Source organism: Salmonella sp. 3C (assembly GCF_025426275.1).
Lineage (GTDB): Bacteria > Pseudomonadota > Gammaproteobacteria > Enterobacterales > Enterobacteriaceae > Salmonella > Salmonella enterica.
In genome coordinates this window covers 2,258,407-2,280,491 of record NZ_CP104858.1, presented here as the reverse complement: position 1 = coordinate 2,280,491, position 22,085 = coordinate 2,258,407, and the positions used below count along the sequence as shown (strand labels likewise).

Here is a 22,085-nt window from a genome sequence, read left to right as displayed (position 1 = left end):
CCTTAATTCGCGGCGGTTATGGCGCCAGGCTGGTTGGTACTGGCCGTCTGGCCTGGGCCGCCCTGCGGCGCAGACTGGATCGGATGCGCTGCAAAGTACTTACGCAACCCCCGGTATATAGCGTCAGCAATCTGCTGCTGATAGCGGTCGCTCGCCAGCAATCGCTCTTCGCCGTGATTACTGATAAAGCCCGTCTCCACCAAAATGGACGGGATATCCGGCGAACGCAACACGCCCAGGCTAGCGTGTTCCGGGCGACGTTTATGCAGCGACCCCACGCCGTCGAGTTGGCTTAGCACGTTCGTCGCCACATCATACCCTACCCGCTGCGAATGACCGAATTGCAAATCCAGTACCGCCTGGCTCAGATAAGGGTCTGACTGACTGTTCGCCAGCACATCGCCAGCGCCGCCTAACAGTTCGGATTGCTTCTCATGCTGCTCAAGCCAGTTTGCCATTTCGCTGTTCGCGCGACGATTGGACAATACCCAGACGGAGGCGCCGGTGGCGTCACGATTTGGCGCGGCATCCGCATGAATAGAGACAAGGAAGTTGGCGTTTTGCTTACGCGCCACGTCAGACCGCCCCATCACCGAAATAAAATAGTCGCCGTCACGCGTCAGCACGCCTTTAAACATCGGATCGTTATTCAGCAATGTGCGTAACTTACGCGCGATAGCGATGGTGACATTTTTCTCGCGCGTACCGCCCGGGCCTATCGCGCCGGGGTCCTGGCCTCCATGTCCGGCATCAATAGCAATCACCACTTTATCGCCAGCGCCTGCCGACGCGCGCGCCGCAGGCCGCGTAACGGTATTGCTGCTGGTTACGCCGGTCAGGCGATCATCAGAAGATTTAAACGGATTACGGGCAGGCTCCGTCGGGCGGGGTGCGCTTTCAACCCGTTTCGCGACGACAGGCGGTGGTGGCGGCGGCGGAACATCGGCATTAATGGTGAAAATGACCGTATAGTTGCCGCCGTTTTGCCGCTTCACCGCCTCGGTTTTACCATTTTCCGTCAGATCGACAAGCAACCGTAAAGATTGCGCATCTTTCGGCGTTCCGGCACGGATCGTTTTTACCAGATTGTTACCGCTAAACTGAAGCGGCAGCCCCTGAATCACGCCGGTCTGCCTGATATCCAGCGCCACGGTACGTTTACCGTCCTGTGAGTAAGCATATTCCGGCTCGCCGATAAAACTCAGCGTAATGCGCGCCTGCTGCTCGCCGTTGGACACCTGAATATCAGAGAGACTGGCGGCGCCCGCCTGCGCGCACAGCAGGATTAAGGCTGCTATTACGGCATTTTTGATGCGATAAATCATCCCGCCACCTTTATAGCTAATCGGCTAAACGCGCCAGTAACGAATGACCCGATGAGGATACCGCGCTTACGCGAGCCTCACGCCCCTGCGCCTGGTAATCAATATGGATTTCGACGTCCGGGTCGGGGAGAACGCCTTTACCTTGTTGCGGCCACTCCACCAGACAAATGGCGTCGTTGGCGAAATAATCGCGAATGCCCATAAACTCCAGCTCCTCCGGGTCCGCAAGACGGTATAAGTCGAAGTGATATACCATCATGTTATCAAGCGCATAAGGCTCTACCAGCGTATAGGTGGGGCTTTTTACATTACCGTTATGGCCTAACGCCTGTAAAAATCCCCGGCTAAACGTCGTTTTACCGGCACCTAAATCGCCATACAGATAAATAACGGTCGCGCCATCGCAGGCGTTGGCTACCCGTTGCCCCAGGTCTAGCGTCGCCTGTTCGTCAGGTAGCGGAATTACTCGATTCATCATGGTTTACGTCAATCACATCAGGGTTAACAATACGCCGCAGCGTAGTAAAAAGATCGGTCGCCAACATGCCGCGAGCGCCATAACGCGCTGCCAGTAAGTCCGCCGCCGCGCCGTGAGCCACACATCCCACACATGCCGCATCATACGGGGTAAACTTCTGTCCGAGCAATGCGCCGATGATGCCGGACAGGACATCGCCCATCCCGCCGCTCGCCATCCCTGCATTACCAGCGTCAATGATAGCCAGAGGGTGGTGTTCAGCGGCGATAATCGTTCCTGCGCCTTTTAACACGACCACGCCTCCGTACCGTTTTACCAGACGCTGTGCTGAAAGTAAGCGATCACTTTCAATTTCTGCCACAGAACATCCTAACAGGCGGGCAGCTTCTCCCGGATGCGGCGTAATCACGCGATTGTGACGTTTATCAGGATTGATTGCCAGTAGGTTCAACGCATCCGCATCCCACAGCATAGGTTTACGGACGTTTTCTACTTTCTGTAAGGCTTTTTTGCCCCATTCCTGCTGCCCAAGCCCCGGGCCGATCACCACAACGTCAGCCCAGGTCAGGCTCTCTTCCAGCGACTGAGGCGTGAGTTCATGTACCATCAGTTCCGGGCGGGCCGTCAGCAACGGCGCGATGTTTTCACCGCGGGTCAGTACTCTGACCAACCCAGCCCCCGTACGCAGCGCCGCCTCGCCAGCCATCCGAATTGCGCCCGCTGTTCCCTGGTCGCCGCCGATGATCGCCAGACGACCATGATCGCCCTTATGCGAGGTCGGTCGACGCGGCGTTAACCATTGCCCCAACTGCGTCGCGTCAAAACGCCGGAGCGGCGGCGTCTGGCTTGCCAGCCAGCCTTCCAGTCCCAACGCGTCATAATGCAGTATGCCGATAACGTCACGCGCTTTGCCGGTCAGCAGGCCTGGTTTCAGGGCGATAAACGTGACCGTATGCGCGGCGCTTATCACCGCGCCAGGCGTGGCGCCCGTTTGCGCCAGCAGACCTGACGGGATATCGACGGCGACAACCGGCGCAGGATGAGCGTTCGCCTGTTCAATCAGACCGGCTACCGGGTCGCGCGGCGCCTGGGCTATGCCGGTGCCAAGCAGCGCGTCGATAATCAGATCCGTCGCTTCCGGCCAGATAATATCGGCAGCATGGATAATGCCGCCAGCATTCAGCCAGGCATCGCGCGCCTGCGCCGCTTCTTCAGGCAACGGTTTGTCGCTCTCCTGCGCCAGCAACGTTACGCTAATGCCCGCCGCTTGCGCTAGTCGCGCCACAACGTAACCATCGCCGCCGTTGTTGCCATGACCACACAACACCAGCCAGTGTCGGGTGTCAGGATAACTGTCACGGGCTACCCGAAATGCCGCGTCGCCAGCGCGCAGCATCAATTCATAGAGTGTGAGTCCGAAGGCATCCGCCGCATCGCGTTCCAGCCGTTTGATGTCATCGGCGGGCCAAATGGAGTGTGGTATACTTACAGGGTTTTTCTTCATGTTATGGTCCATCATGTCAAAGCCCCTCGATCTCAATCAGTTAGCGCAAAATATTAAGCAGTGGGGGCTGGAGCTGGGCTTTCAGCAGGTCGGTATTACTGATACCGATCTGCGCGCATCCGAACCTGCGCTGCAGGCGTGGCTGGACAAACAATACCACGGCGAGATGGCATGGATGGCGCGCCACGGTATGATGCGCGCCCGGCCTCATGAACTCTTACCCGGTACGCTACGTGTCATCAGCGTGCGCATGAACTATCTGCCCGCCAACGCCGCGTTTGCCAGTACGTTGAAGGATCCCACGCTGGGCTACGTTAGCCGATATGCGCTGGGGCGTGATTATCACAAGCTATTACGCAGCCGCCTTAAAAAACTGGGCGAGCAGATCCAGCAGTACTGCGGTTCGCTGAATTTTAGACCGTTTGTCGACTCTGCGCCTATTCTTGAACGCCCATTAGCGGAAAAAGCCGGACTTGGCTGGACGGGTAAGCACTCACTTATCCTTAATCGGGAGGCGGGCTCATTCTTTTTCCTAGGGGAATTGCTGATTGATTTACCGCTGCCGGTCGACCAGCCGGTCGAGGAAGGTTGCGGCAAATGCGTCGCCTGTATGACCATTTGCCCGACCGGGGCGATTGTCGAACCGTATACGGTGGACGCGCGGCGCTGTATTTCTTATCTCACCATTGAGCTGGAAGGCGCTATTCCGGAAGCATTTCGCCCACTGATAGGCAACCGTATTTACGGCTGCGATGACTGCCAGCTTATCTGTCCGTGGAATCGTTACTCTCAGTTGACCGACGAAGCAGATTTTAGCCCACGCAAGGCGCTGCATAACCCAGATTTGGTTGAGTTGTTTAGCTGGAGCGAAGCGCAGTTTCTGAAAGTCACTGAAGGTTCTGCGATTCGGCGCATTGGTCATTTACGCTGGCTGCGCAATGTTGCCGTCGCGCTGGGGAATGCGCCGTGGAGTAATGCCGTCATTACGGCGCTGGAAAGCCGCAAGGGTGAGCATCCACTTCTCGATGAGCATATCGAATGGGCGATTGCGCAACAAATTGAAAAGCGCAACGCCTGCATCATTGAAGTGCAGCTACCGAAAAAACAGCGTCTGGTCAGGGTGATTGAAAAAGGGCTGGTGCGCGATGCCTGAATTATTCACAGGCTGTGTATAAAAATAAAAACACATTGCGATTCAAGAGGGAAAAAAGGAATAGTCAATAAAGCTAACGTTTTGAAATCTTATTTTTTCTATATTTTTCAGTAAATTATAGAAATTCTACGCGTCAGGTATAATTTTTTGCATTCCAAGAGTAATGGGCCGCCCTGTGGATAAGTCTGTTTACAAGGATCTGACGAAAGCGGAACAAAACGTGCCCCAACGCGATATTCGTTGTGGATAATTTTACTGTAGATAAGAATTGGAGCGGGAAACGAGACTCGAACTCGCGACCCCGACCTTGGCAAGGTCGTGCTCTACCAACTGAGCTATTCCCGCATAATCTTCGTCTTTCGAACCGCTACTGCGTTGGCTGCCTTCACTCGCCTGAGTCACTTACTTCAGTAAGCTCCTGAGAACTCATTCAGTTGCCGCCTTGTCGCAATTCGAAATCCTGCGATTGGTGGTCTGTGCTTAACAAGCACTTTCAAATTTTGGAGCGGGAAACGAGACTCGAACTCGCGACCCCGACCTTGGCAAGGTCGTGCTCTACCAACTGAGCTATTCCCGCATAATCTTCGTCTTTCGAACCGCTACTGCGTTGGCTGCCTTCATTCGCCTCAGTCACTTACTTCAGTAAGCTCCTGAGGACTCATTCAGTTGCCGCCTTGTCGCAACTCGAAATCCTGCGATTGGTGGTCTGTACTTAACAAGTACTTTCAAATTTTGGAGCGGGAAACGAGACTCGAACTCGCGACCCCGACCTTGGCAAGGTCGTGCTCTACCAACTGAGCTATTCCCGCAAATTTGTTGCTGTCGTAATTCGCATTTCTGCGTCGTTACGGGAGGCGTATTATACGAGAAATCCATTTAGCTGCAAGCCCCTGAACGCATTTTTTCGCGATTTTTGTTTGAATGCTGATTAAATCACCAAACAAGACAAAAAACGAGCAAAGCGTGCGCTATGCAACAAAAAACTTTTCACGCCACGCCTAAAGGCACAGAATCAGAATAGCACCCTGCGCCAAAAAAAGAATAGCACGGTGACCACAACATCCAATTGATATCAGGGATCAAGATGAAAAAAAAACTTATTGTCATGCTGTTAGCCAGCCTCTCCGTTCACGCCGCTTCCGTTTCCGCCAGAACATTACATTTTGGCACCTCCGCCACCTATGCGCCCTATGAGTTTGTCGATGCCGATAATAAAATTGTTGGTTTCGATATTGATGTCGCCAACGCGGTCTGCAAAGAGATGCAAGCGGAGTGCTCATTCACTAACCAGAGCTTTGATAGTCTGATCCCCAGCCTACGCTTCAAAAAGTTTGATGCGGTGATCGCCGGTATGGATATGACGCCCAAACGTGAGCAGCAGGTCTCCTTTAGCCAACCCTATTACGAAGGTCTATCGGCGGTAGTCGTCACGCGTAAAGGGGCTTATCACACTTTTGCCGATCTGAAAGGCAAAAAAGTCGGTCTGGAAAACGGTACAACGCATCAGCGCTATTTGCAGGATAAACAACAAGCCATCACGCCTGTCGCCTATGACAGCTATCTAAACGCTTTTACCGATCTGAAAAATAACCGTCTTGAGGGCGTGTTTGGCGATGTCGCCGCGATTGGTAAGTGGCTAAAAAACAATCCGGATTACGCCATCATGGATGAACGCGCCAGCGATCCTGACTACTACGGAAAAGGGTTAGGCATTGCGGTACGCAAAGGCAACGACGCGCTATTGCAAGAAATTAATGCCGCGCTCGACAAGGTGAAAGCGTCGCCGGAATATGCGCAGATGCAGGAGAAATGGTTTACGCAGTAATTCAGTGGCGGGAGAGCTGCCGGATGAGACGCTCTGGCGTTGCCATCCGGCATGTTACGCCTCACAGCTTAATGAAATGCTCGCGGTAGTAAGCCAGCTCCGCCACCGACTCGCGAATATCATCCATCGCTTGGTGCGTGCCCTGCTTGGTAAAGCCGGCCAGAATCTCCGGCTTCCAGCGGCGCGCCAGTTCCTTGAGCGTACTGACATCCAGATAGCGATAGTGGAAGTAGGCCTCCAGTTCCGGCATATATTTAAACAGAAAACGACGATCCTGACCGATGCTGTTACCGCAAATCGGCGACTTACCCGCAGGCACCCACGTTTTCAGAAATTCAATCGTCGCCAGTTCAGCGTCTCGTTCGCCCATCGTACTTGCCTTAACGCGATCTACCAGGCCGCTGCCGGTATGGGTGCGCACGTTCCAGTCATCCATTAACGCCAGTTGCGCATCGGATTGATGTACCGCAATCGTCGGCCCTTCCGCCAGAATATTCAGGCTGGCATCCGTTACCAGCGTGGCTATCTCAATAATGCGATCGCGCTCGGGGTCCAGACCTGTCATCTCCAGATCGATCCAAATCAGGTTGTTTTCATCGGCACTCATGCTATTTTCCACCCTTCAGAGGTCACATTCACTGTGACTATATTCATCTACAATTGCGTGTATCATAGATGTTTTGCCCACTATGGGCGACCAGGAGCCAGTACGATTGAGCAAAAATAAACTCTCCAAAGGCCAGCAGCGCCGTGTGAACGCCAATCACCAGCGTCGTTTAAAAACGTCCGCGGAGAAAGCCGACTACGATGACAACCTGTTTGGCGAGCCTGCAGAAGGTATCGTCATTAGCCGTCTTGGTATGCATGCCGATGTGGAGTCTGCTGACGGCGAGGTTCACCGTTGCAATATCCGCCGCACTATCCGTTCGCTGGTGACGGGCGATCGCGTCGTCTGGCGTCCGGGCAAAGCCGCCGCAGAGGGCGTCAACGTAAAAGGCATCGTTGAAGCGGTGCATGAGCGCACCTCGGTATTGACGCGCCCGGACTTCTACGACGGCGTGAAGCCTATTGCCGCCAACATTGACCAAATCGTTATCGTCTCCGCGATTTTGCCGGAGCTGTCGCTGAATATCATCGATCGCTATCTGGTCGGCTGTGAAACCCTACAGGTTGAGCCGCTTATCGTACTCAATAAAATTGATCTGCTGGACGACGAAGGTATGGACTTCGTTAATGAGCAGATGGATATCTACCGCAATATCGGCTATCGCGTGCTGATGGTCTCCAGCCATACGCAGGATGGTCTGAAACCGCTGGAAGAAGCGTTAACCGGTCGCATCAGTATTTTTGCCGGGCAGTCCGGCGTCGGAAAATCCAGTCTGCTAAACGCTCTGCTCGGCTTACAGAACGAGATTCTGACGAACGATGTGTCGAATGTCTCCGGTCTGGGTCAACATACCACTACCGCTGCTCGTCTGTATCATTTCCCGCATGGCGGCGATGTCATTGATTCCCCCGGCGTGCGCGAGTTCGGCTTATGGCATCTGGAGCCGGAACAAATCACCCAGGGCTTTGTCGAATTTCATGACTATTTGGGACATTGTAAATACCGGGACTGCAAGCATGACGCCGATCCAGGCTGCGCCATTCGCGAGGCGGTAGAGAACGGCGCTATTGCGGAAACCCGTTTCGAAAATTATCACCGAATTCTTGAAAGTATGGCGCAGGTAAAAACGCGTAAAAACTTTTCTGATACGGACGACTGACAGATACGCTAGGCGTCGTTAGAATCGTCCCCTTTTTTCAGGATACCGGTATAACTGCCGGTTCAGGAACAACAATGGCCTGGAGGCTACCTTGTTAAACTCATTTAAACTTTCGCTACAATACATTCTGCCGAAACTATGGCTCACTCGCCTGGCGGGCTGGGGCGCAAGCAAACGAGCAGGATGGCTGACAAAACTGGTTATCGATCTCTTCGTAAAGTATTACAAAGTCGATATGACCGAGGCGCAAAAACCGGATACCGCCAGCTATCGTACGTTCAATGATTTCTTTGTTCGTCCGCTGCGTGATGACGTGCGTCCGCTCAATACCGATCCTAACATCCTGGTTATGCCTGCCGACGGCGTGATAAGCCAGTTGGGTCGTATCGAAGAAGATAAAATTTTGCAGGCCAAAGGCCATAATTACAGCCTTGAAGCGTTGCTGGCGGGTAACTACCTGATGGCGGATAAGTTCCGCAACGGCACGTTTGTGACCACTTACCTCTCCCCTCGCGACTACCATCGCGTGCATATGCCATGCAACGGCATCCTGCGCGAAATGATCTACGTACCGGGCGATCTGTTCTCCGTTAACCATCTGACCGCGCAAAACGTCCCCAACCTGTTTGCCCGCAACGAGCGCGTTATCTGTCTGTTTGATACCGAGTTCGGCCCTATGGCGCAGATTCTGGTCGGCGCAACTATTGTCGGCAGTATCGAAACCGTCTGGGCGGGGACCATTACCCCGCCGCGCGAAGGCATCATCAAGCGCTGGACCTGGCCAGAAGGCGAACATGAAGGGTCTGTCGCCTTGTTGAAAGGCCAGGAGATGGGGCGCTTTAAACTGGGTTCCACGGTTATCAACTTATTTGCGCCGGGGAAAGTGAATCTGATCGCGTCGCTGGCAAGCCTGTCCGTTACCAAAATTGGCCAACCGCTGGCGACGTCGACCGAAACATTCGTCGCGCCGGAGGTAGAACCTGCTCCGCTGCCGGCAGAAGAAATTAAAGCCGAACACGACGCCAGCCCGCTGGTTGACAATAAAAAAGACGACACCTAATCAAGAGAGAATGCTGACGTGCGCCTGATTATCGCTTTTCTGATGGCCTGGTGCCTCAGCACGGGGGCGTTTGCCGCAACGGCCCCCGACGCCAAACAAATCACGCAGGAACTGGAGCAGGCAAAAGCGGCGAAGCCCGCTCAGCCGGAAGCCGTTGAGGCGCTCCAGACTGCGTTAAACGCGCTTGAAGAGCGAAAAGGCTCGCTTGAGCGCGCGAAACAATATCAACACGTTATTGATAATTTCCCTAAGCTATCCGCCACCTTGCGCGCCCAGTTGAATAATCTGCGCGATGAACCTCGCAGCGTACCGCCAGAGATGTCCACCGAAGCGTTAAATCAGGAGATCTTGCAGGTTAGCAGCCAGCTACTGGATAAAACCCGCGAGGCGCAACAGGAGCAGGAGCGCGTCAGGGAGATCGCCGACTCGCTCAGCCAGCTTCCCCAACAGCAAAACGACGCCCGCCGCCAGCTTAATGAGATTGAGCGACGACTCGGCGCCGCAGGCGGAAGTGCCGCGCTTAGCCAGGCGCAAAGTCTCAGTATGCAGGCGGAGTCCGCCAAACTAAAAGCGTTAGTCGACGAACTGGAGTTGGCGCAACTGTCCGCCAACAACCGGCAGGAACTGGCTCGTCTGCGTTCCGAGCTGGCGGAAAAACAGAGTCAGCAATTGGATGCGTATCTTCAGGCGCTGCGCAATCAGCTCAACAGCCTGCGTCAACGTGAAGCGGAACGCGCGCTGGAAAGCACTGAGCTGCTGGCGGAAAACAGCGCCGGTTTGCCGGAAGGTATCGTCGAACAATTTAAAGTCAACCGCGAGCTGTCACAGGCGCTTAATCAACAAGCGCAGCGGATGGATCTGGTCGCCTCGCAGCAGCGACAGGCCACCAGCCAAACGTTACAGGTGCGTCAGGCGCTCAATACGCTGCGGGAGCAGTCGCAATGGCTTGGCGTGTCCAACATGCTTGGCGAAGCGCTGCGCGCGCAGGTCGCCCGTCTGCCAGAGATGCCTAAACCGCAGCAGCTTGATACGGAAATGGCGCAGCTACGCGTTCACCGTATGCGCTATGAAGAATTACTCAATAAACAGCCGCAGCTACGGCAAATACGTCAGGCCAATGGACAGCCGCTGACCGCCGAGCAAAACCAGATTCTTGACGCCCAGCTTCGCACTCAGCGCGAGCTGCTCAACTCTTTGTTACAGGGCGGCGATACGCTGATCCTGGAGCTGACCAAACTGAAAGTCTCCAACAGCCAACTGGAGGATGCGCTTAAAGAGGTTAATGAAGCGACCCACCGTTATCTGTTCTGGACCGCTGACGTTAGCCCGCTATCGCTCTCCTGGCCTGTTGATTTGGTTCAGGATTTACGCCGGCTTATCTCATTAGATACGTTTAATCAGTTAGGTAAAGCCAGCATCATGATGCTGACCAGCAAAGAGACGCTACTGCCGTTATTCGGCGCGCTGGCGCTGGTCGGGTTTAGCCTCTATTCACGTCAACACTTCAACCGGTTCCTTGAGCGCTCGGCCTCGCGCGTCGGGAAAGTCACCCAGGATCACTTCTCGCTGACGCTGCGAACGGTGTTCTGGTCGATTCTGGTCGCCTCGCCGCTGCCGGTCTTGTGGGCGACGCTCGGCTATGGTCTACAGGAAGCCTGGCCGTATCCGCTGGCCGTCGCCATCGGTGATGGCGTGACGGCGACAGTACCGCTGTTGTGGGTAGTCATGATTTGCGCCGCTTTTGCCCGTCCTAATGGTCTGTTTGTGGCGCATTTCGGCTGGCCGCGAAACCGGGTAGCGAAAGCGATGCGCTACTACCTGATGAGCATTGGGCTGATCGTGCCGCTCATCATGGCAGTGATCATGTTTGATAATCTTAACGATCGGGAGTTTTCCGGCTCGTTGGGCCGCCTTTGCTTCATCCTGATATGCGGCGCGCTGGCGCTGGTCACGCTGAGTCTGAAAAAAGCGGGCATCCCGCTCTATCTTGATAAAGAAGGCAACGGCGACAACATGGTCAACAGCCTGCTGTGGAATATGCTGATGGGCGCGCCGCTTATCGCGATTCTGGCGGCGGCGGTGGGTTATCTGGCCACGGCGCAGGCGCTACTGGCGAGACTGGAAACCTCGGTCGCCATCTGGTTCCTGTTGCTGGTCATCTATCACGTCATTCGCCGCTGGATGCTGATCCAACGACGCCGACTGGCTTTTGACCGCGCCAAACATCGTCGGGCGGAAATGCTGGCGCAGCGCGCGCGCGGCGAAGAAGAGCCGGCGCACTCCTCCAGCCTGGAAGGCGCGGTCGACATCGATGAAAGTGAAATCGATCTTGACGCTATTAGCGCTCAGTCGCTGCGTCTGGTCCGCTCAATTCTGATGCTTATCGCCCTGCTATCGGTAATTGTACTGTGGTCGGAAATCCACTCGGCATTCGGCTTCCTGGAGAATATTTCGCTGTGGGATGTCACCTCTACGGTGCAAGGCGTGGAAAGCCTGGAGCCGATTACTCTGGGGGCGGTGCTCATTGCGATTCTGGTCTTTATCATCACCACGCAGTTGGTGCGTAATCTGCCTGCGCTGCTGGAACTGGCGTTATTACAGCATCTCGATTTAACGCCTGGTACCGGTTACGCCATCACGACCATCACCAAATATCTGTTAATGCTGATTGGCGGGCTGGTCGGTTTCTCGATGATCGGCATTGAGTGGTCGAAGCTACAATGGCTGGTGGCCGCGCTCGGCGTTGGGCTTGGTTTTGGCCTGCAAGAAATTTTCGCTAACTTTATCTCCGGCCTGATTATTTTGTTTGAAAAGCCGATTCGTATCGGCGATACGGTGACCATTCGCGATCTCACCGGCAGCGTGACCAAAATCAATACCCGCGCCACCACTATCAGTGACTGGGATCGTAAAGAGATTATCGTGCCGAATAAAGCCTTTATCACCGAACAGTTTATCAACTGGTCGCTGTCTGACTCCGTTACGCGCGTGGTGTTAACCATCCCGGCGCCAGCAGATGCCAATAGCGAAGAGGTGACGCAAATTCTGCTGACGGCGGCGCAGCGCTGTTCTTTGGTGCTTGATAACCCGCCGCCTGAAATCTTTCTGGTGGATCTCCAGCAGGGTATTCAGATTTTCGAACTGCGTATCTATGCCGCGGAAATGGGACACCGTATGCCATTACGCCATGAGATCCACCAATTGATTCTGGCGGGCTTCCGCGAGCACGGTATTGATATGCCGTTCCCGCCGTTCCAGATGCGTCTGGAGAGCCTCGGCGGTAAACAAACGGGGAGAACGTTAACGTCAGCGGGTAAAACCAGCCGCCCGGCGGGGAGTTTGTAAACGCAATGGCGCCGGATGACGCTAAAAGACTCGATGACATAGGCTTATCAGGTCTTTTAGCATAGATCACACACAAAACTGATAGCGCAGGAAGAATTGCCAGGACCAGTAAGCAAATATCACCAACGCGACACAGTACAAAAACCAACTACGTATTTTCTTATACACAATAACGTAAAAAAACGGGAAAAACAGGGGCAGCGTCATCATCGCGCCAAAACCTCTGGAATCATCATTTTCGACAGTTCTCATCACATCACAAATGTTGTTTATCCCACTCTCGCCAATCATCCACTCTTTATCCAGGACTGAAAATACAGCGATGAGTGGGATAGCCAGTAAAAGCCAGATAGCGCACAATGCAAACATTTTCGGACTCATTATAAATATCCTTTTCATAAAGCCGATGAGCTAACGCTATCCGGACAAAGATTACTCCGCCGCCCACTCCGGATCAGCGCTCATGCGGCTGCTGTAATTCTGATAAATCGCCATCGCCAGCAGCGAGAAGAAGATCGGCCCACCGATCATCCACAAGGCGCTGTCCCAATCCCCAGCTTCAATCACCGGCTGGATGATGGTAAAGACGTTGGCAAACGTCACCACCAGCACCACAACACCCGTCGCGACCAGGGTAGAGGCTTTGGTTTTAAAGAGAACAAATGGCCGCTCCAGATCCTGACGCGCTTTAAAGAAGGGAAATGCCAGCGCAAGGAACAGGTATGGCAAGGTCATTGAGACGTTCGCCATCAGCGTGAGTTTGTTATAAAACGCCGATGCGGTGTCACCGCCAAAAGAGACCAGCAAAATAAACAGACTCACCAGCACGCACTGTAGCCACATAGCGGTCGCCGGCATACCGTTAGCGTTCAGTGTCGTCATCGGCGCGGGCCACAACGCTTTTGGCGTCCCCTGAATAATGGCTTTCAGCGGTGAATAGCTCAACGTAAAAAACGCGCCGGTATAAGCCAGAAACATAGAAAGGCCGGTGATACGCGCAAACCAGACGCCCACCGTCATCGCTGCGTCCGGAGAAAGGTTTAACGCGTTACCTAATGTCGTGCCTAAACTCGACATCAAAATGTAGGTAATATTCCCTAAGTTAACGGCGCTATTACTTAATATCTGTTGCCAGTTAGTGCTGACGCCCCATAAAAAGATCGCCAAAGAATAACCAATTGAAATCACAATAGCCGCGAAAACAATACCTTTCGCAAAATTCTTTTCCGGTTTCTCGGTTTTATCCACCAGTCCGCCGACAGCCTCAATACCGCCGTACGCAAAAATAGCAAATACCACAAATGACAACATTGCCAGGCCGGAGTGATAACCCGGATTCGGTGACGAGGTAAAATTAATTTCTTGTGCAAAATGCCCACCATTTAATAACAAAATAGCGACACTCACTAACAATAAAACTAAATTAAGACACATTACGGCAATACCTCCGACCGCCGTAATTCGCGCAATTTTATTGATCCCTCTGGCGGCGACACACGTCACCAGAATCATCCAGCCGACGGCGAGCAGCCCGACAACCTGCGTAGGCTCAAGCCCTGCAATACGCCAGTGCTGCGTCATATCGGCGCCAAAAACAAAAGTAGAAAACGGTACCCAAATTTTTGCCGCCGTACTTACCATCCATATGACATACGATGAAAACCACATAAACGTGCCAATAAACGCGTAACGTGGCCCCACGCTATTATTCATCCACGAATAGATCCCGCCCTCTTCTTTGCGATAAGCGGAACCCATTTCAGCCATCATTAAGGCGAATGGAATAAAAAACAGCAAGGCAGAAAATATATACCACGGGATTGCGCTATACCCCATTAAATAAAACGCCGACGGGCTATTCGCAAAACCAAAAACAGAAGTAAAAATCATCAGGATAAGCCCAATAAGGCTCATCTTTTTTATCGTGTGGGTCATTCAACCATCCCTTACGCTCGAGCGCGTTTGCCAGACGCCGCTCACCGATTGACGCCGCCTTCTTTTTTACGAAGGTCAGCGATAAAAAAATCAACACAGGATTGATACCTAAATGGCATCAAAGTTCCAGCCTTATGTTGTGGCAAACAGAGGATAATTGAAAAAATATGCTATAAAATGGCGCTTATTGCGCCATTTTATCTCGCGAAAGAGTGAATTTCAGATTTACGCCCGATCGACCGTAAAAGCAATCACGTCCGCCAGGCTTTCTGCTCCCAGCGCCAGCATCACCAGACGATCAATACCCAGCGCCACGCCGGAACAATCCGGTAGACCGGCGGCCAGCGCATCCAGTAGATTTTGGTCAATCGGCTGCTGCGGCAGACCGCGAGCGGCGCGCTTACGATTGTCCTGTTCAAAGCGCTGTTGTTGCTCACGTGCGTCCGTCAGTTCGTGGAAACCATTCGCCAGCTCAATACCTTTGTAGTACACCTCAAAGCGCTCGGCGACGCGATGATCCTCGGTACTGATTTGTGCCAGCGATGCCTGACTTGCCGGAAAGTGATAAATAAAGGTCGGCTTTTCTTTACCTATATGCGGCTCAACCCCCATCGTGAACAACAGTTGCAGCAACGTATCACGGTCTTCTTCCGTATCGGCGATATTGCTTAAATCAAGCTTTGCCGCCGCCTCACGCAGTTGCGTTTTATCTGCTGATAACGGGTCAATCTCCAGATGGCGCTGAAACGCCTGTTGATAGGAGAGACTTTCCGCAGGTTGACAATCCAGCACTTGCTGAAGCAAATCATCCACTTCATTCATCAGGCGGTACATATCGTAATGCGGGCGATACCACTCCAGCATAGTGAATTCCGGATTATGATGTCGTCCCATCTCTTCATTACGGAAACTGCGGCATAGCTGGAAAACCGGGCCGCACCCTGCCGCCAGCAGGCGTTTCATATGGTATTCCGGACTGGTCATTAAATAGAGGTTGATCCCCTGGGAATGGCCAGGTCCGACGAAACGCGTTTCGAACGGGAACAGATGAATGTCTGTGACCGTCGCCTGACTCATGCAGGGCGTCTCAACCTCAAGCACTCCACGATCGGCAAAGAAACGACGGATTTCCGCCATAATCGCCGCACGTTTTAATAAATTGGGGATGGACGCGCTCGGCTGCCAGGTTGCCGTTTCGCTCATGATTCTTTCTCCAGTTTAAGACAAGGTCACGAAGTCTACTCGCAACGCGCGGGCGAAACAAATTTTGCACTGGCGTATCGGGCGCCTTCTGGAGGGTAAAAAAAGTGATTTCAGATGGTTTAGTAATTAAATTAATCAAAATCAATGATAATTCATCCCTCTGATACGCTAAAAAAATCGAACACGTCAAATTTCCCTCACATCCCTGAGACTATACTGTTGTACCCATAAAGGAGCAGTGGAAACGCATTCATACTTCGCAGAACCCAGAGGCTTTATCTGGCTGCGCGAGGGTGAAATTACAATAATCTGGAGGAATGTCGTGCAAACCTTTCAAGCCGATCTTGCCATTATAGGCGCCGGTGGCGCGGGATTACGTGCTGCAATTGCTGCCGCACAGGCGAATCCCAATGCTAAAATCGCACTGATCTCAAAAGTGTACCCGATGCGCAGCCACACCGTCGCTGCCGAAGGGGGTTCAGCCGCTGTCGCCCAGGATCATGACAGCTTTGACTACCATTTTCACGATACGGTAGCAGGCGGAGACTGGCTGTGTGAGCAGGATGTCGTGGATTACTTTGTCCACCATTGTCCCACTGAGATGACGCAGCTGGAGCAATGGGGCTGCCCGTGGAGCCGCCGTCCGGACGGTAGCGTTAACGTGCGTCGCTTCGGTGGTATGAAAATCGAGCGTACCTGGTTCGCCGCGGATAAAACCGGCTTCCATATGCTGCATACCCTGTTCCAGACTTCCCTGCAGTTCCCACAAATCCAGCGCTTTGACGAACATTTCGTGCTGGATATTCTGGTTGATGACAACCATGCGCGCGGCCTGGTGGCAATGAACATGATGGAAGGCACGCTGGTGCAAATCCGCGCCAACGCCGTGGTCATGGCGACAGGCGGCGCAGGCCGCGTATACCGCTATAACACCAACGGCGGCATCGTCACCGGCGACGGGATGGGCATGGCGCTGAGCCACGGCGTTCCGCTGCGTGATATGGAATTCGTTCAGTATCACCCGACCGGCCTGCCAGGTTCCGGTATCCTGATGACTGAAGGTTGCCGCGGCGAAGGCGGTATTCTGGTCAATAAAAATGGCTACCGTTACCTGCAAGACTACGGCATGGGCCCCGAAACGCCGCTGGGCGAGCCGAAAAACAAATATATGGAACTGGGGCCGCGCGACAAAGTATCCCAGGCTTTCTGGCACGAATGGCGTAAAGGCAACACCATCTCCACGCCGCGCGGCGATGTGGTTCACCTCGATCTGCGTCATCTCGGCGAGAAGAAACTGCATGAACGTCTGCCGTTCATTTGCGAACTGGCGAAAGCCTATGTCGGCGTCGATCCGGTTAAAGAACCGATTCCAGTACGTCCGACCGCGCACTACACCATGGGCGGCATTGAAACCGACCAGAACTGTGAAAGCCGTGTCAAAGGGCTGTTTGCCGTTGGCGAATGCTCCTCTGTTGGCCTGCATGGCGCGAACCGCCTCGGTTCCAACTCGCTGGCGGAACTGGTGGTGTTTGGTCGTCTGGCTGGCGAACAAGCAATGGAACGCGCTGCTACGGCAGGCGCCGCAAATAGCGCCGCGCTCGACGCCCAGGTTGCCGATATTGAACAGCGTCTGAAAAATCTGGTGAACCAGGAAGGCAACGAAAACTGGTCGAAGATCCGCGATGAGATGGGTCTGTCTATGGAAGAAGGTTGCGGTATTTACCGTACCCCGGAACTGATGCAGAAAACCGTTGATAAACTGGCCGAGCTTCAGGAACGTTTCAAGCGCGTACGTATCTCCGATACTTCCAGCGTGTTCAACACTGACCTGCTGTATACCATCGAACTGGGTCATGGTCTGAACGTGGCGGAATGTATGGCGCACTCTGCGCTGGCGCGTAAAGAGTCCCGCGGCGCGCATCAGCGTCTGGATGAAGGCTGTACCGAGCGCGACGATGTGAGCTTCCTCAAGCACACCCTCGCCTTCCGCGATGCTGATGGCACGACCCGTCTGGAATACAGCGACGTGAAAATCACCACCCTGCCGCCAGCCAAACGTGTTTACGGCGGTGAAGCGGAAGCAGCCGATAAGAAGGAGAAGGCGAATGGCTGAGATGAAAAACCTGAAAGTTGAGGTGGTGCGCTATAACCCGGAAACCGATACCGCGCCGCACAGTGCTTTCTATGAAGTTCCTTATGATGAAACAACATCGCTACTGGACGCGTTGGGCTACATCAAAGATAACCTGTCGCCAGACCTGAGCTACCGCTGGTCCTGCCGTATGGCGATCTGCGGCTCTTGCGGCATGATGGTCAACAACGTCCCTAAACTGGCGTGTAAAACCTTCCTGCGCGATTACACCAATGGTATGAAGGTGGAAGCGCTGGCGAATTTCCCGATTGAGCGCGATCTGGTTGTCGATATGACGCACTTTATCGAAAGCCTGGAAGCGATCAAACCGTACATTATTGGCAACTCTCGCACGCCAGATCAGGGGCCGAATGTCCAGACCCCGGCGCAAATGGCGAAGTATCACCAGTTCTCCGGTTGCATCAACTGTGGTCTGTGCTACGCCGCGTGCCCGCAGTTCGGTCTGAATCCTGAATTTATCGGACCGGCTGCGATTACGCTGGCGCATCGCTATAACGAAGATAGCCGCGATCACGGTAAGAAGGAGCGTATGGCGCAGTTGAACAGTCCGAACGGCGTATGGACCTGTACTTTCGTGGGCTACTGCTCCGAAGTCTGTCCAAAACATGTCGATCCGGCTGCGGCCATTCAGCAGGGTAAAGTGGAAAGCTCGAAAGACTTTCTTATCGCTACCCTGAAACCACGCTAAGGAGTGCAACATGACGACTAAACGCAAACCCTATGTGCGGCCGATGACGTCCACCTGGTGGAAAAAACTGCCGTTTTATCGCTTTTATATGCTGCGCGAAGGCACAGCGGTGCCGACAGTCTGGTTCAGTATTGAACTGATTTTCGGTCTGTTTGCGCTCAAACACGGCGCGGAATCCTGGATGGGATTCGTCGGCTTTTTACAAAACCCGGTGGTAGTGATCTTAAACCTGATCACCCTGGCGGCCGCGCTGCTGCACACCAAAACCTGGTTTGAACTGGCGCCGAAGGCGGCCAATATCATTGTAAAAGACGAAAAAATGGGGCCAGAGCCAATCATCAAAGGGCTTTGGGTGGTCACTGCGGTAGTCACCGTAGTCATTCTGTATGTTGCCCTGTTCTGGTAAGGAGTCCCGGATGATTAATCCAAACCCAAAACGTTCTGATGAACCCGTATTCTGGGGACTGTTTGGCGCAGGCGGTATGTGGGGCGCGATCATCGCGCCGGTGATCGTGCTACTGGTTGGCATCATGCTGCCGCTGGGGCTATTTCCGGGCGATGCCCTGAGTTTTGAGCGCGTACTGACGTTCGCCCAAAGCTTTATTGGTCGCGTTTTTCTGTTCCTGATGATCGTGCTGCCGCTATGGTGTGGCCTACACCGTATGCACCACGCGATGCATGACCTGAAAATCCACGTGCCTGCGGGCAAATGGGTCTTTTACGGTCTGGCGGCAATCCTGACCGTTGTGACGGCGATTGGCGTTATCACTCTCTAAGTTGCCACGACGCCCTCTTATCTACCCGATAAGAGGGCGTTTTTTCTTTTCCTGCCTCTCATTTTCCCGCCAGGTTCTACACTTAGAAAAAAACACTGGAAGGAAAATTTTATGCGCATTCTGCCCGTCGTTGCTGCAGTTACGGCTGCATTTCTGGTTGTCGCCTGTAGTTCGCCTACTCCGCCTAAAGGCGTTACCGTGGTAAATAACTTTGATGCCAAACGTTACCTCGGCACCTGGTATGAGATCGCACGCCTCGATCATCGATTTGAACGTGGGCTGGAACAAGTCACGGCCACCTATAGTCTGCGTGACGATGGCGGGATTAATGTCATCAATAAAGGCTATAACCCGGATCGGGGAATGTGGCAAAAAACAGAAGGCAAAGCGTATTTTACCGGTAGTCCAAACCGCGCCGCGCTCAAGGTCTCTTTTTTCGGCCCGTTCTACGGCGGCTATAACGTGATTGCGCTTGACCGGGAATACCGTCATGCGCTGGTGTGCGGCCCGAATCGCGACTATCTGTGGATACTCTCTCGCACGCCAACGCTTTCTGAGGAAATAAAACAGCAAATGCTGGCCGTCGCGACCCGGGAGGGGTTTGACGTCAATAAATTAATTTGGGTAAAACAATCAGGTTCGTAGCAATATCAGCGACGAATTAATGCGCACTGAGTTTTAGCCCAATGATACCCGCGACGATCAAGCCAAGACTGAGCAAACGCGCCGGTGAGGCAGACTCGCCCAGCAGAAGGATACCGGTGATTGCCGCCCCAACGGCGCCGATGCCGGTCCAGATGGCGTACGCCGTTCCAACAGGCAGCGTTTTCATTGCCCAGGAAAGTAACGCCATACTGATAACCATGGCCGTAATGGTGATAATACTGGGGGTCAGACGAGAAAAACCGTGGGTATACTTCAGGCCGACAGCCCATACCACTTCAAGTAAACCAGCGATTAATAGAATGATCCAGGACATAGCAGGCTCCAGATAATTAATGGGGCCGTCCCCGGTGAGAATAGCGTTTACAGGTCGTCCTGTAACGTATACGGATGAAAAGCCATTCTTGCCTGAGAGAAAATGAATTTCAACCTTTTTATTTTTTTCCGTCTAAAGGCGGGAATTGGCCCTTTTAAGACGCGTAGTTTTCGCATTTAGCGCCCACAGGAGTTCTCTATGATGGAACGCCTTCTGGGAAAGAAAGTGCTTTATCTACTTCCGGGTGCAAAAAACTATGTTGAAAATTTTAGTGATAGACCGATGCCACTTTACCCGTACGGGCATGGAGGCCTGGCTTAATCACACTGATGTGCTCAGTTCTTCACTGCTGGTATCCGGGATGAATAACCTTATACTGGCGAAAGAACATATTCTGCAATGGAAGCCCCACCTGGTTATCGCTGATTTATATGGTTTTCTCAACGATGCCTTACCCGAACAGCCTATCAATGCATTTTTTGCCGCCTGCAGGATGACGCCGTTGGTATTATTACAGTCAGGGAATATGCCGTACAGACCGCAATATGCCAGTCATGCGGTGTTATCTAAACACACGCCTTTACATGAGCTTGCACAACGAATTAAAGGAGCGCTACATACTCATCCACTGCAGGAAGCGCCGGAAAGCGCCACGCCATTGCTCTCTCCGCAGGAGGAAAAAGTGCTCGCGATGTGGACGGAAGGCACCAGCAATAAAGAGATTGCGTATGCGCTTGGCATTCACGGGAAAACGGTTTACACCTATAAGCGTAATATCCGTATGAAACTTCATATGGATAATCGGTATTCTCCCTTTCTTATGCTTCCGGAGAAAATCGATTAACGGTACGACGCCATGCCGTACCGTTGATGATTACTGCTGAGCTCTGGTTGCAGCGCCAGAGATCGCACTACCACCGTCCGAGATGTCCTCGCCCACGCCGCGCGTGGTATTACAAGCAGTTAATACAGTGGAAAGTACCAAAACAGAAAAGATCGCTGCAATTGTCTTTTTAACCATAATGTCTTCCTTTTCTAGCCAATGTTGTTTGTGTATAGCAACTTAATAATAGACAACATCCCAGAAAATGACGGGCGATCGACTAATTTTAGGAAGACGAGAAGCGATTAGCTGGCTGCGCGGGAGATGGCGTGGCCAAGATGCTGAATATCTTCGCCGAAGCCGCGGGCGGTATTACATGCCGTTAATAATGTGCTGGTAAGAAGAACCAGCGCGACAAGGCTGATAAAGCGTTTCATCATTGAGGCGCGAAAAAAAGGATGGCGCAGCATACGCTGCACCATTTTTCCCGATAACGTAAATTATTTTACGCGGGATACGTATTCGCCGGAACGGGTATCGACTTTGATCACTTCGCCAATCTGCACGAACAGCGGAACTTTAACCACTGCGCCAGTAGACAGCGTGGCTGGTTTGCCGCCAGTACCTGCGGTATCGCCCTTCAGACCTGGGTCGGTATCAACAATTTCCAGTTCAACAAAGTTCGGCGGAGTGACAGAGATAGGCTGACCGTTCCACAGGGTTACGATGCATTCCGCCTGATCCAACAGCCATTTTGCGTTGTCGCCGATAGCCTTGGCATCTGCAGACAGCTGCTCGAAGGTTTCGTTGTTCATGAAATGCCAGAACTCACCGTCGTTGTACAGGTAAGTCAGGTTCATATCGACTACATCCGCGCCTTCAGCGGAATCGGTCGATTTGAAGGTTTTCTCAACGCGCGTGCCGGTCAGCAGACGGCGCAGCTTAACGCGGGCAAACGCCTGGCCTTTACCCGGTTTCACGAATTCACTGGATTCAACCGCATAAGGTTCGCCATCCAACATGATTTTAAGACCGGAACGAAAATCGTTGCTATAGTAAGTCGCCATAAGGCC

Annotated in this window: 22 protein-coding genes and 3 tRNA genes; 11 read left to right on the top strand and 14 right to left on the bottom strand. The window is 53.1% G+C overall.

From position 1 onward, the window contains the following. Nucleotides 1-2 precede the first annotated feature (2 nt). The 3 genes from amiB to nnr are packed head-to-tail and all read right to left on the bottom strand — an operon-like array spanning nt 3 to nt 3,322. The gene (gene amiB / locus N7E69_RS10765; RefSeq protein ID WP_000640354.1) at nt 3-1,325 is read right to left on the bottom strand and encodes an N-acetylmuramoyl-L-alanine amidase AmiB; all 1,323 of its coding nucleotides are present in this window, start codon (nt 1,323-1,325) and stop codon (nt 3-5) included. A 16-nt stretch (nt 1,326-1,341) separates the two neighbouring features. Continuing rightward, a complete protein-coding gene (gene tsaE, locus N7E69_RS10760; RefSeq protein ID WP_000981984.1) occupies nt 1,342-1,803 on the bottom strand; it encodes a tRNA (adenosine(37)-N6)-threonylcarbamoyltransferase complex ATPase subunit type 1 TsaE in 462 nt (153 codons plus the stop codon). Continuing rightward, nucleotides 1,775-3,322, bottom strand: a complete 1,548-nt coding sequence (gene nnr, locus N7E69_RS10755) for a bifunctional ADP-dependent NAD(P)H-hydrate dehydratase/NAD(P)H-hydrate epimerase (RefSeq protein ID WP_000968672.1) — start codon at nt 3,320-3,322, stop codon at nt 1,775-1,777. The genes tsaE and nnr overlap by 29 nt, the downstream gene beginning before the upstream one ends. Here nnr and queG point away from each other — a divergent pair. After that, nucleotides 3,321-4,460 (top strand): tRNA epoxyqueuosine(34) reductase QueG, encoded by a 1,140-nt coding sequence (gene queG / locus N7E69_RS10750; RefSeq protein ID WP_001615111.1) that lies wholly within the window; start codon nt 3,321-3,323, stop codon nt 4,458-4,460. The two genes, nnr and queG, sit on opposite strands and share 2 nt — an antisense overlap. Nucleotides 4,461-4,729: 269 nt before the next feature. On the opposite strand, the gene N7E69_RS10745 is transcribed toward queG, so the two are convergent. The 3 genes from N7E69_RS10745 to N7E69_RS10735 all read right to left on the bottom strand — a co-directional run bounded on the left by N7E69_RS10745 (nt 4,730) and on the right by N7E69_RS10735 (nt 5,269). Beyond that, nucleotides 4,730-4,805, bottom strand: a tRNA-Gly gene (locus N7E69_RS10745). Nucleotides 4,806-4,961: 156 nt separating this feature from the next. Continuing rightward, a tRNA-Gly gene (locus N7E69_RS10740) sits at nt 4,962-5,037 on the bottom strand. 156 nt (nt 5,038-5,193) lie between these two features. Further along, nucleotides 5,194-5,269 (bottom strand) — tRNA-Gly (locus tag N7E69_RS10735). Between the two features lie 275 nt (nt 5,270-5,544). Between N7E69_RS10735 and N7E69_RS10730 the strand changes: the two genes are divergently transcribed. Continuing rightward, entirely contained in the window at nt 5,545-6,285 is a 741-nt protein-coding gene (locus tag N7E69_RS10730; protein WP_000727897.1) for an arginine ABC transporter substrate-binding protein, read from the top strand. A 61-nt stretch (nt 6,286-6,346) separates the two neighbouring features. On the opposite strand, the gene orn is transcribed toward N7E69_RS10730, so the two are convergent. After that, nucleotides 6,347-6,892 carry an oligoribonuclease gene (gene orn / locus N7E69_RS10725; protein WP_001271546.1) on the bottom strand — a complete coding sequence of 182 codons (546 nt, stop codon included), beginning with the start codon at nt 6,890-6,892 and terminating at the stop codon, nt 6,347-6,349. Nucleotides 6,893-6,998: 106 nt separating this feature from the next. Between orn and rsgA the strand changes: the two genes are divergently transcribed. The 3 genes from rsgA (at nt 6,999) to mscM (ending at nt 12,456) form a co-directional block, all read left to right on the top strand. After that, nucleotides 6,999-8,051 (top strand): small ribosomal subunit biogenesis GTPase RsgA, encoded by a 1,053-nt coding sequence (gene rsgA, locus N7E69_RS10720; RefSeq protein ID WP_000041953.1) that lies wholly within the window; start codon nt 6,999-7,001, stop codon nt 8,049-8,051. Nucleotides 8,052-8,142: 91 nt separating this feature from the next. Next, nucleotides 8,143-9,111, top strand: coding sequence for an archaetidylserine decarboxylase (asd, locus tag N7E69_RS10715; protein WP_000934949.1), 969 nt, complete (start codon nt 8,143-8,145; stop codon nt 9,109-9,111). A gap of 18 nt (nt 9,112-9,129) precedes the next feature. Beyond that, complete coding sequence (gene mscM, locus N7E69_RS10710; protein WP_001236755.1) at nt 9,130-12,456, top strand: miniconductance mechanosensitive channel MscM; 3,327 nt, start codon at nt 9,130-9,132, stop codon at nt 12,454-12,456. Between the two features lie 66 nt (nt 12,457-12,522). On the opposite strand, the gene N7E69_RS10705 is transcribed toward mscM, so the two are convergent. From N7E69_RS10705 to epmA, 3 genes are all read right to left on the bottom strand, one after another. Beyond that, a complete protein-coding gene (locus N7E69_RS10705; protein WP_000074660.1) occupies nt 12,523-12,837 on the bottom strand; it encodes a YjeO family protein in 315 nt (104 codons plus the stop codon). Between the two features lie 51 nt (nt 12,838-12,888). Then, the gene (gene yjeM, locus N7E69_RS10700) at nt 12,889-14,391 is read right to left on the bottom strand and encodes a glutamate/gamma-aminobutyrate family transporter YjeM (RefSeq protein ID WP_000149872.1); all 1,503 of its coding nucleotides are present in this window, start codon (nt 14,389-14,391) and stop codon (nt 12,889-12,891) included. 225 nt (nt 14,392-14,616) lie between these two features. Then, a complete protein-coding gene (gene epmA, locus N7E69_RS10695; RefSeq protein ID WP_000004793.1) occupies nt 14,617-15,594 on the bottom strand; it encodes an elongation factor P--(R)-beta-lysine ligase in 978 nt (325 codons plus the stop codon). A gap of 322 nt (nt 15,595-15,916) precedes the next feature. On the opposite strand from epmA, the gene frdA reads away from it, so the two are divergent. The 5 genes from frdA (at nt 15,917) to N7E69_RS10670 (ending at nt 19,855) form a co-directional block, all read left to right on the top strand. After that, nucleotides 15,917-17,707, top strand: a complete 1,791-nt coding sequence (gene frdA, locus N7E69_RS10690; protein WP_001192957.1) for a fumarate reductase (quinol) flavoprotein subunit — start codon at nt 15,917-15,919, stop codon at nt 17,705-17,707. Then, the gene (gene frdB, locus N7E69_RS10685) at nt 17,700-18,434 is read left to right on the top strand and encodes a fumarate reductase iron-sulfur protein (protein WP_000829509.1); all 735 of its coding nucleotides are present in this window, start codon (nt 17,700-17,702) and stop codon (nt 18,432-18,434) included. The genes frdA and frdB overlap by 8 nt, the downstream gene beginning before the upstream one ends. 10 nt (nt 18,435-18,444) lie before the next feature. Then, the gene (frdC, locus tag N7E69_RS10680; RefSeq protein WP_000208766.1) at nt 18,445-18,840 is read left to right on the top strand and encodes a fumarate reductase subunit FrdC; all 396 of its coding nucleotides are present in this window, start codon (nt 18,445-18,447) and stop codon (nt 18,838-18,840) included. Nucleotides 18,841-18,850: 10 nt separating this feature from the next. Then, nucleotides 18,851-19,210, top strand: a complete 360-nt coding sequence (frdD, locus tag N7E69_RS10675) for a fumarate reductase subunit FrdD (protein WP_000609650.1) — start codon at nt 18,851-18,853, stop codon at nt 19,208-19,210. Nucleotides 19,211-19,321: 111 nt separating this feature from the next. Next, nucleotides 19,322-19,855 carry a lipocalin family protein gene (locus tag N7E69_RS10670; protein WP_001221671.1) on the top strand — a complete coding sequence of 178 codons (534 nt, stop codon included), beginning with the start codon at nt 19,322-19,324 and terminating at the stop codon, nt 19,853-19,855. 16 nt (nt 19,856-19,871) lie between these two features. Here the strand turns inward: N7E69_RS10670 and sugE are convergent, their stop codons facing one another. Continuing rightward, a complete protein-coding gene (gene sugE, locus N7E69_RS10665) occupies nt 19,872-20,189 on the bottom strand; it encodes a quaternary ammonium compound efflux SMR transporter SugE (protein WP_000118469.1) in 318 nt (105 codons plus the stop codon). A 256-nt stretch (nt 20,190-20,445) separates the two neighbouring features. Here sugE and N7E69_RS10660 point away from each other — a divergent pair, with 256 nt between their 5' ends. Continuing rightward, nucleotides 20,446-21,033, top strand: a complete 588-nt coding sequence (locus N7E69_RS10660) for a helix-turn-helix transcriptional regulator (protein ID WP_000912957.1) — start codon at nt 20,446-20,448, stop codon at nt 21,031-21,033. A gap of 30 nt (nt 21,034-21,063) precedes the next feature. Here the strand turns inward: N7E69_RS10660 and ecnB are convergent, their stop codons facing one another. The 3 genes from ecnB to efp form a co-directional block, all read right to left on the bottom strand. Beyond that, nucleotides 21,064-21,210 carry a lipoprotein toxin entericidin B gene (ecnB, locus tag N7E69_RS10655; protein ID WP_000239598.1) on the bottom strand — a complete coding sequence of 49 codons (147 nt, stop codon included), beginning with the start codon at nt 21,208-21,210 and terminating at the stop codon, nt 21,064-21,066. Nucleotides 21,211-21,317: 107 nt separating this feature from the next. After that, nucleotides 21,318-21,452: an entericidin A/B family lipoprotein gene (locus N7E69_RS10650; RefSeq protein ID WP_001595192.1), complete on the bottom strand. Its 135-nt coding sequence runs from the start codon at nt 21,450-21,452 to the stop codon at nt 21,318-21,320. Between the two features lie 60 nt (nt 21,453-21,512). Next, nucleotides 21,513-22,079, bottom strand: a complete 567-nt coding sequence (efp, locus tag N7E69_RS10645; RefSeq protein ID WP_000257282.1) for an elongation factor P — start codon at nt 22,077-22,079, stop codon at nt 21,513-21,515. Nucleotides 22,080-22,085 lie beyond the last annotated feature (6 nt).

Coding starts and splice junctions, on each gene's coding strand:
- N7E69_RS10705 (WP_000074660.1), bottom strand. CDS start 12,837: ATGAGTCCGAAAATGTTTGCATTGTGCGCTATCTGGCTTTTACTGGCT.
- ecnB (WP_000239598.1), bottom strand. CDS start 21,210: ATGGTTAAAAAGACAATTGCAGCGATCTTTTCTGTTTTGGTACTTTCC.
- N7E69_RS10730 (WP_000727897.1), top strand. CDS start 5,545: ATGAAAAAAAAACTTATTGTCATGCTGTTAGCCAGCCTCTCCGTTCAC.
- queG (WP_001615111.1), top strand. CDS start 3,321: ATGTCAAAGCCCCTCGATCTCAATCAGTTAGCGCAAAATATTAAGCAG.
- efp (WP_000257282.1), bottom strand. CDS start 22,079: ATGGCGACTTACTATAGCAACGATTTTCGTTCCGGTCTTAAAATCATG.
- tsaE (WP_000981984.1), bottom strand. CDS start 1,803: ATGATGAATCGAGTAATTCCGCTACCTGACGAACAGGCGACGCTAGAC.
- frdC (WP_000208766.1), top strand. CDS start 18,445: ATGACGACTAAACGCAAACCCTATGTGCGGCCGATGACGTCCACCTGG.
- frdD (WP_000609650.1), top strand. CDS start 18,851: ATGATTAATCCAAACCCAAAACGTTCTGATGAACCCGTATTCTGGGGA.
- amiB (WP_000640354.1), bottom strand. CDS start 1,325: ATGATTTATCGCATCAAAAATGCCGTAATAGCAGCCTTAATCCTGCTG.
- epmA (WP_000004793.1), bottom strand. CDS start 15,594: ATGAGCGAAACGGCAACCTGGCAGCCGAGCGCGTCCATCCCCAATTTA.
- yjeM (WP_000149872.1), bottom strand. CDS start 14,391: ATGACCCACACGATAAAAAAGATGAGCCTTATTGGGCTTATCCTGATG.
- nnr (WP_000968672.1), bottom strand. CDS start 3,322: ATGATGGACCATAACATGAAGAAAAACCCTGTAAGTATACCACACTCC.
- frdB (WP_000829509.1), top strand. CDS start 17,700: ATGGCTGAGATGAAAAACCTGAAAGTTGAGGTGGTGCGCTATAACCCG.
- N7E69_RS10650 (WP_001595192.1), bottom strand. CDS start 21,452: ATGATGAAACGCTTTATCAGCCTTGTCGCGCTGGTTCTTCTTACCAGC.
- sugE (WP_000118469.1), bottom strand. CDS start 20,189: ATGTCCTGGATCATTCTATTAATCGCTGGTTTACTTGAAGTGGTATGG.
- N7E69_RS10670 (WP_001221671.1), top strand. CDS start 19,322: ATGCGCATTCTGCCCGTCGTTGCTGCAGTTACGGCTGCATTTCTGGTT.
- N7E69_RS10660 (WP_000912957.1), top strand. CDS start 20,446: ATGTTGAAAATTTTAGTGATAGACCGATGCCACTTTACCCGTACGGGC.
- orn (WP_001271546.1), bottom strand. CDS start 6,892: ATGAGTGCCGATGAAAACAACCTGATTTGGATCGATCTGGAGATGACA.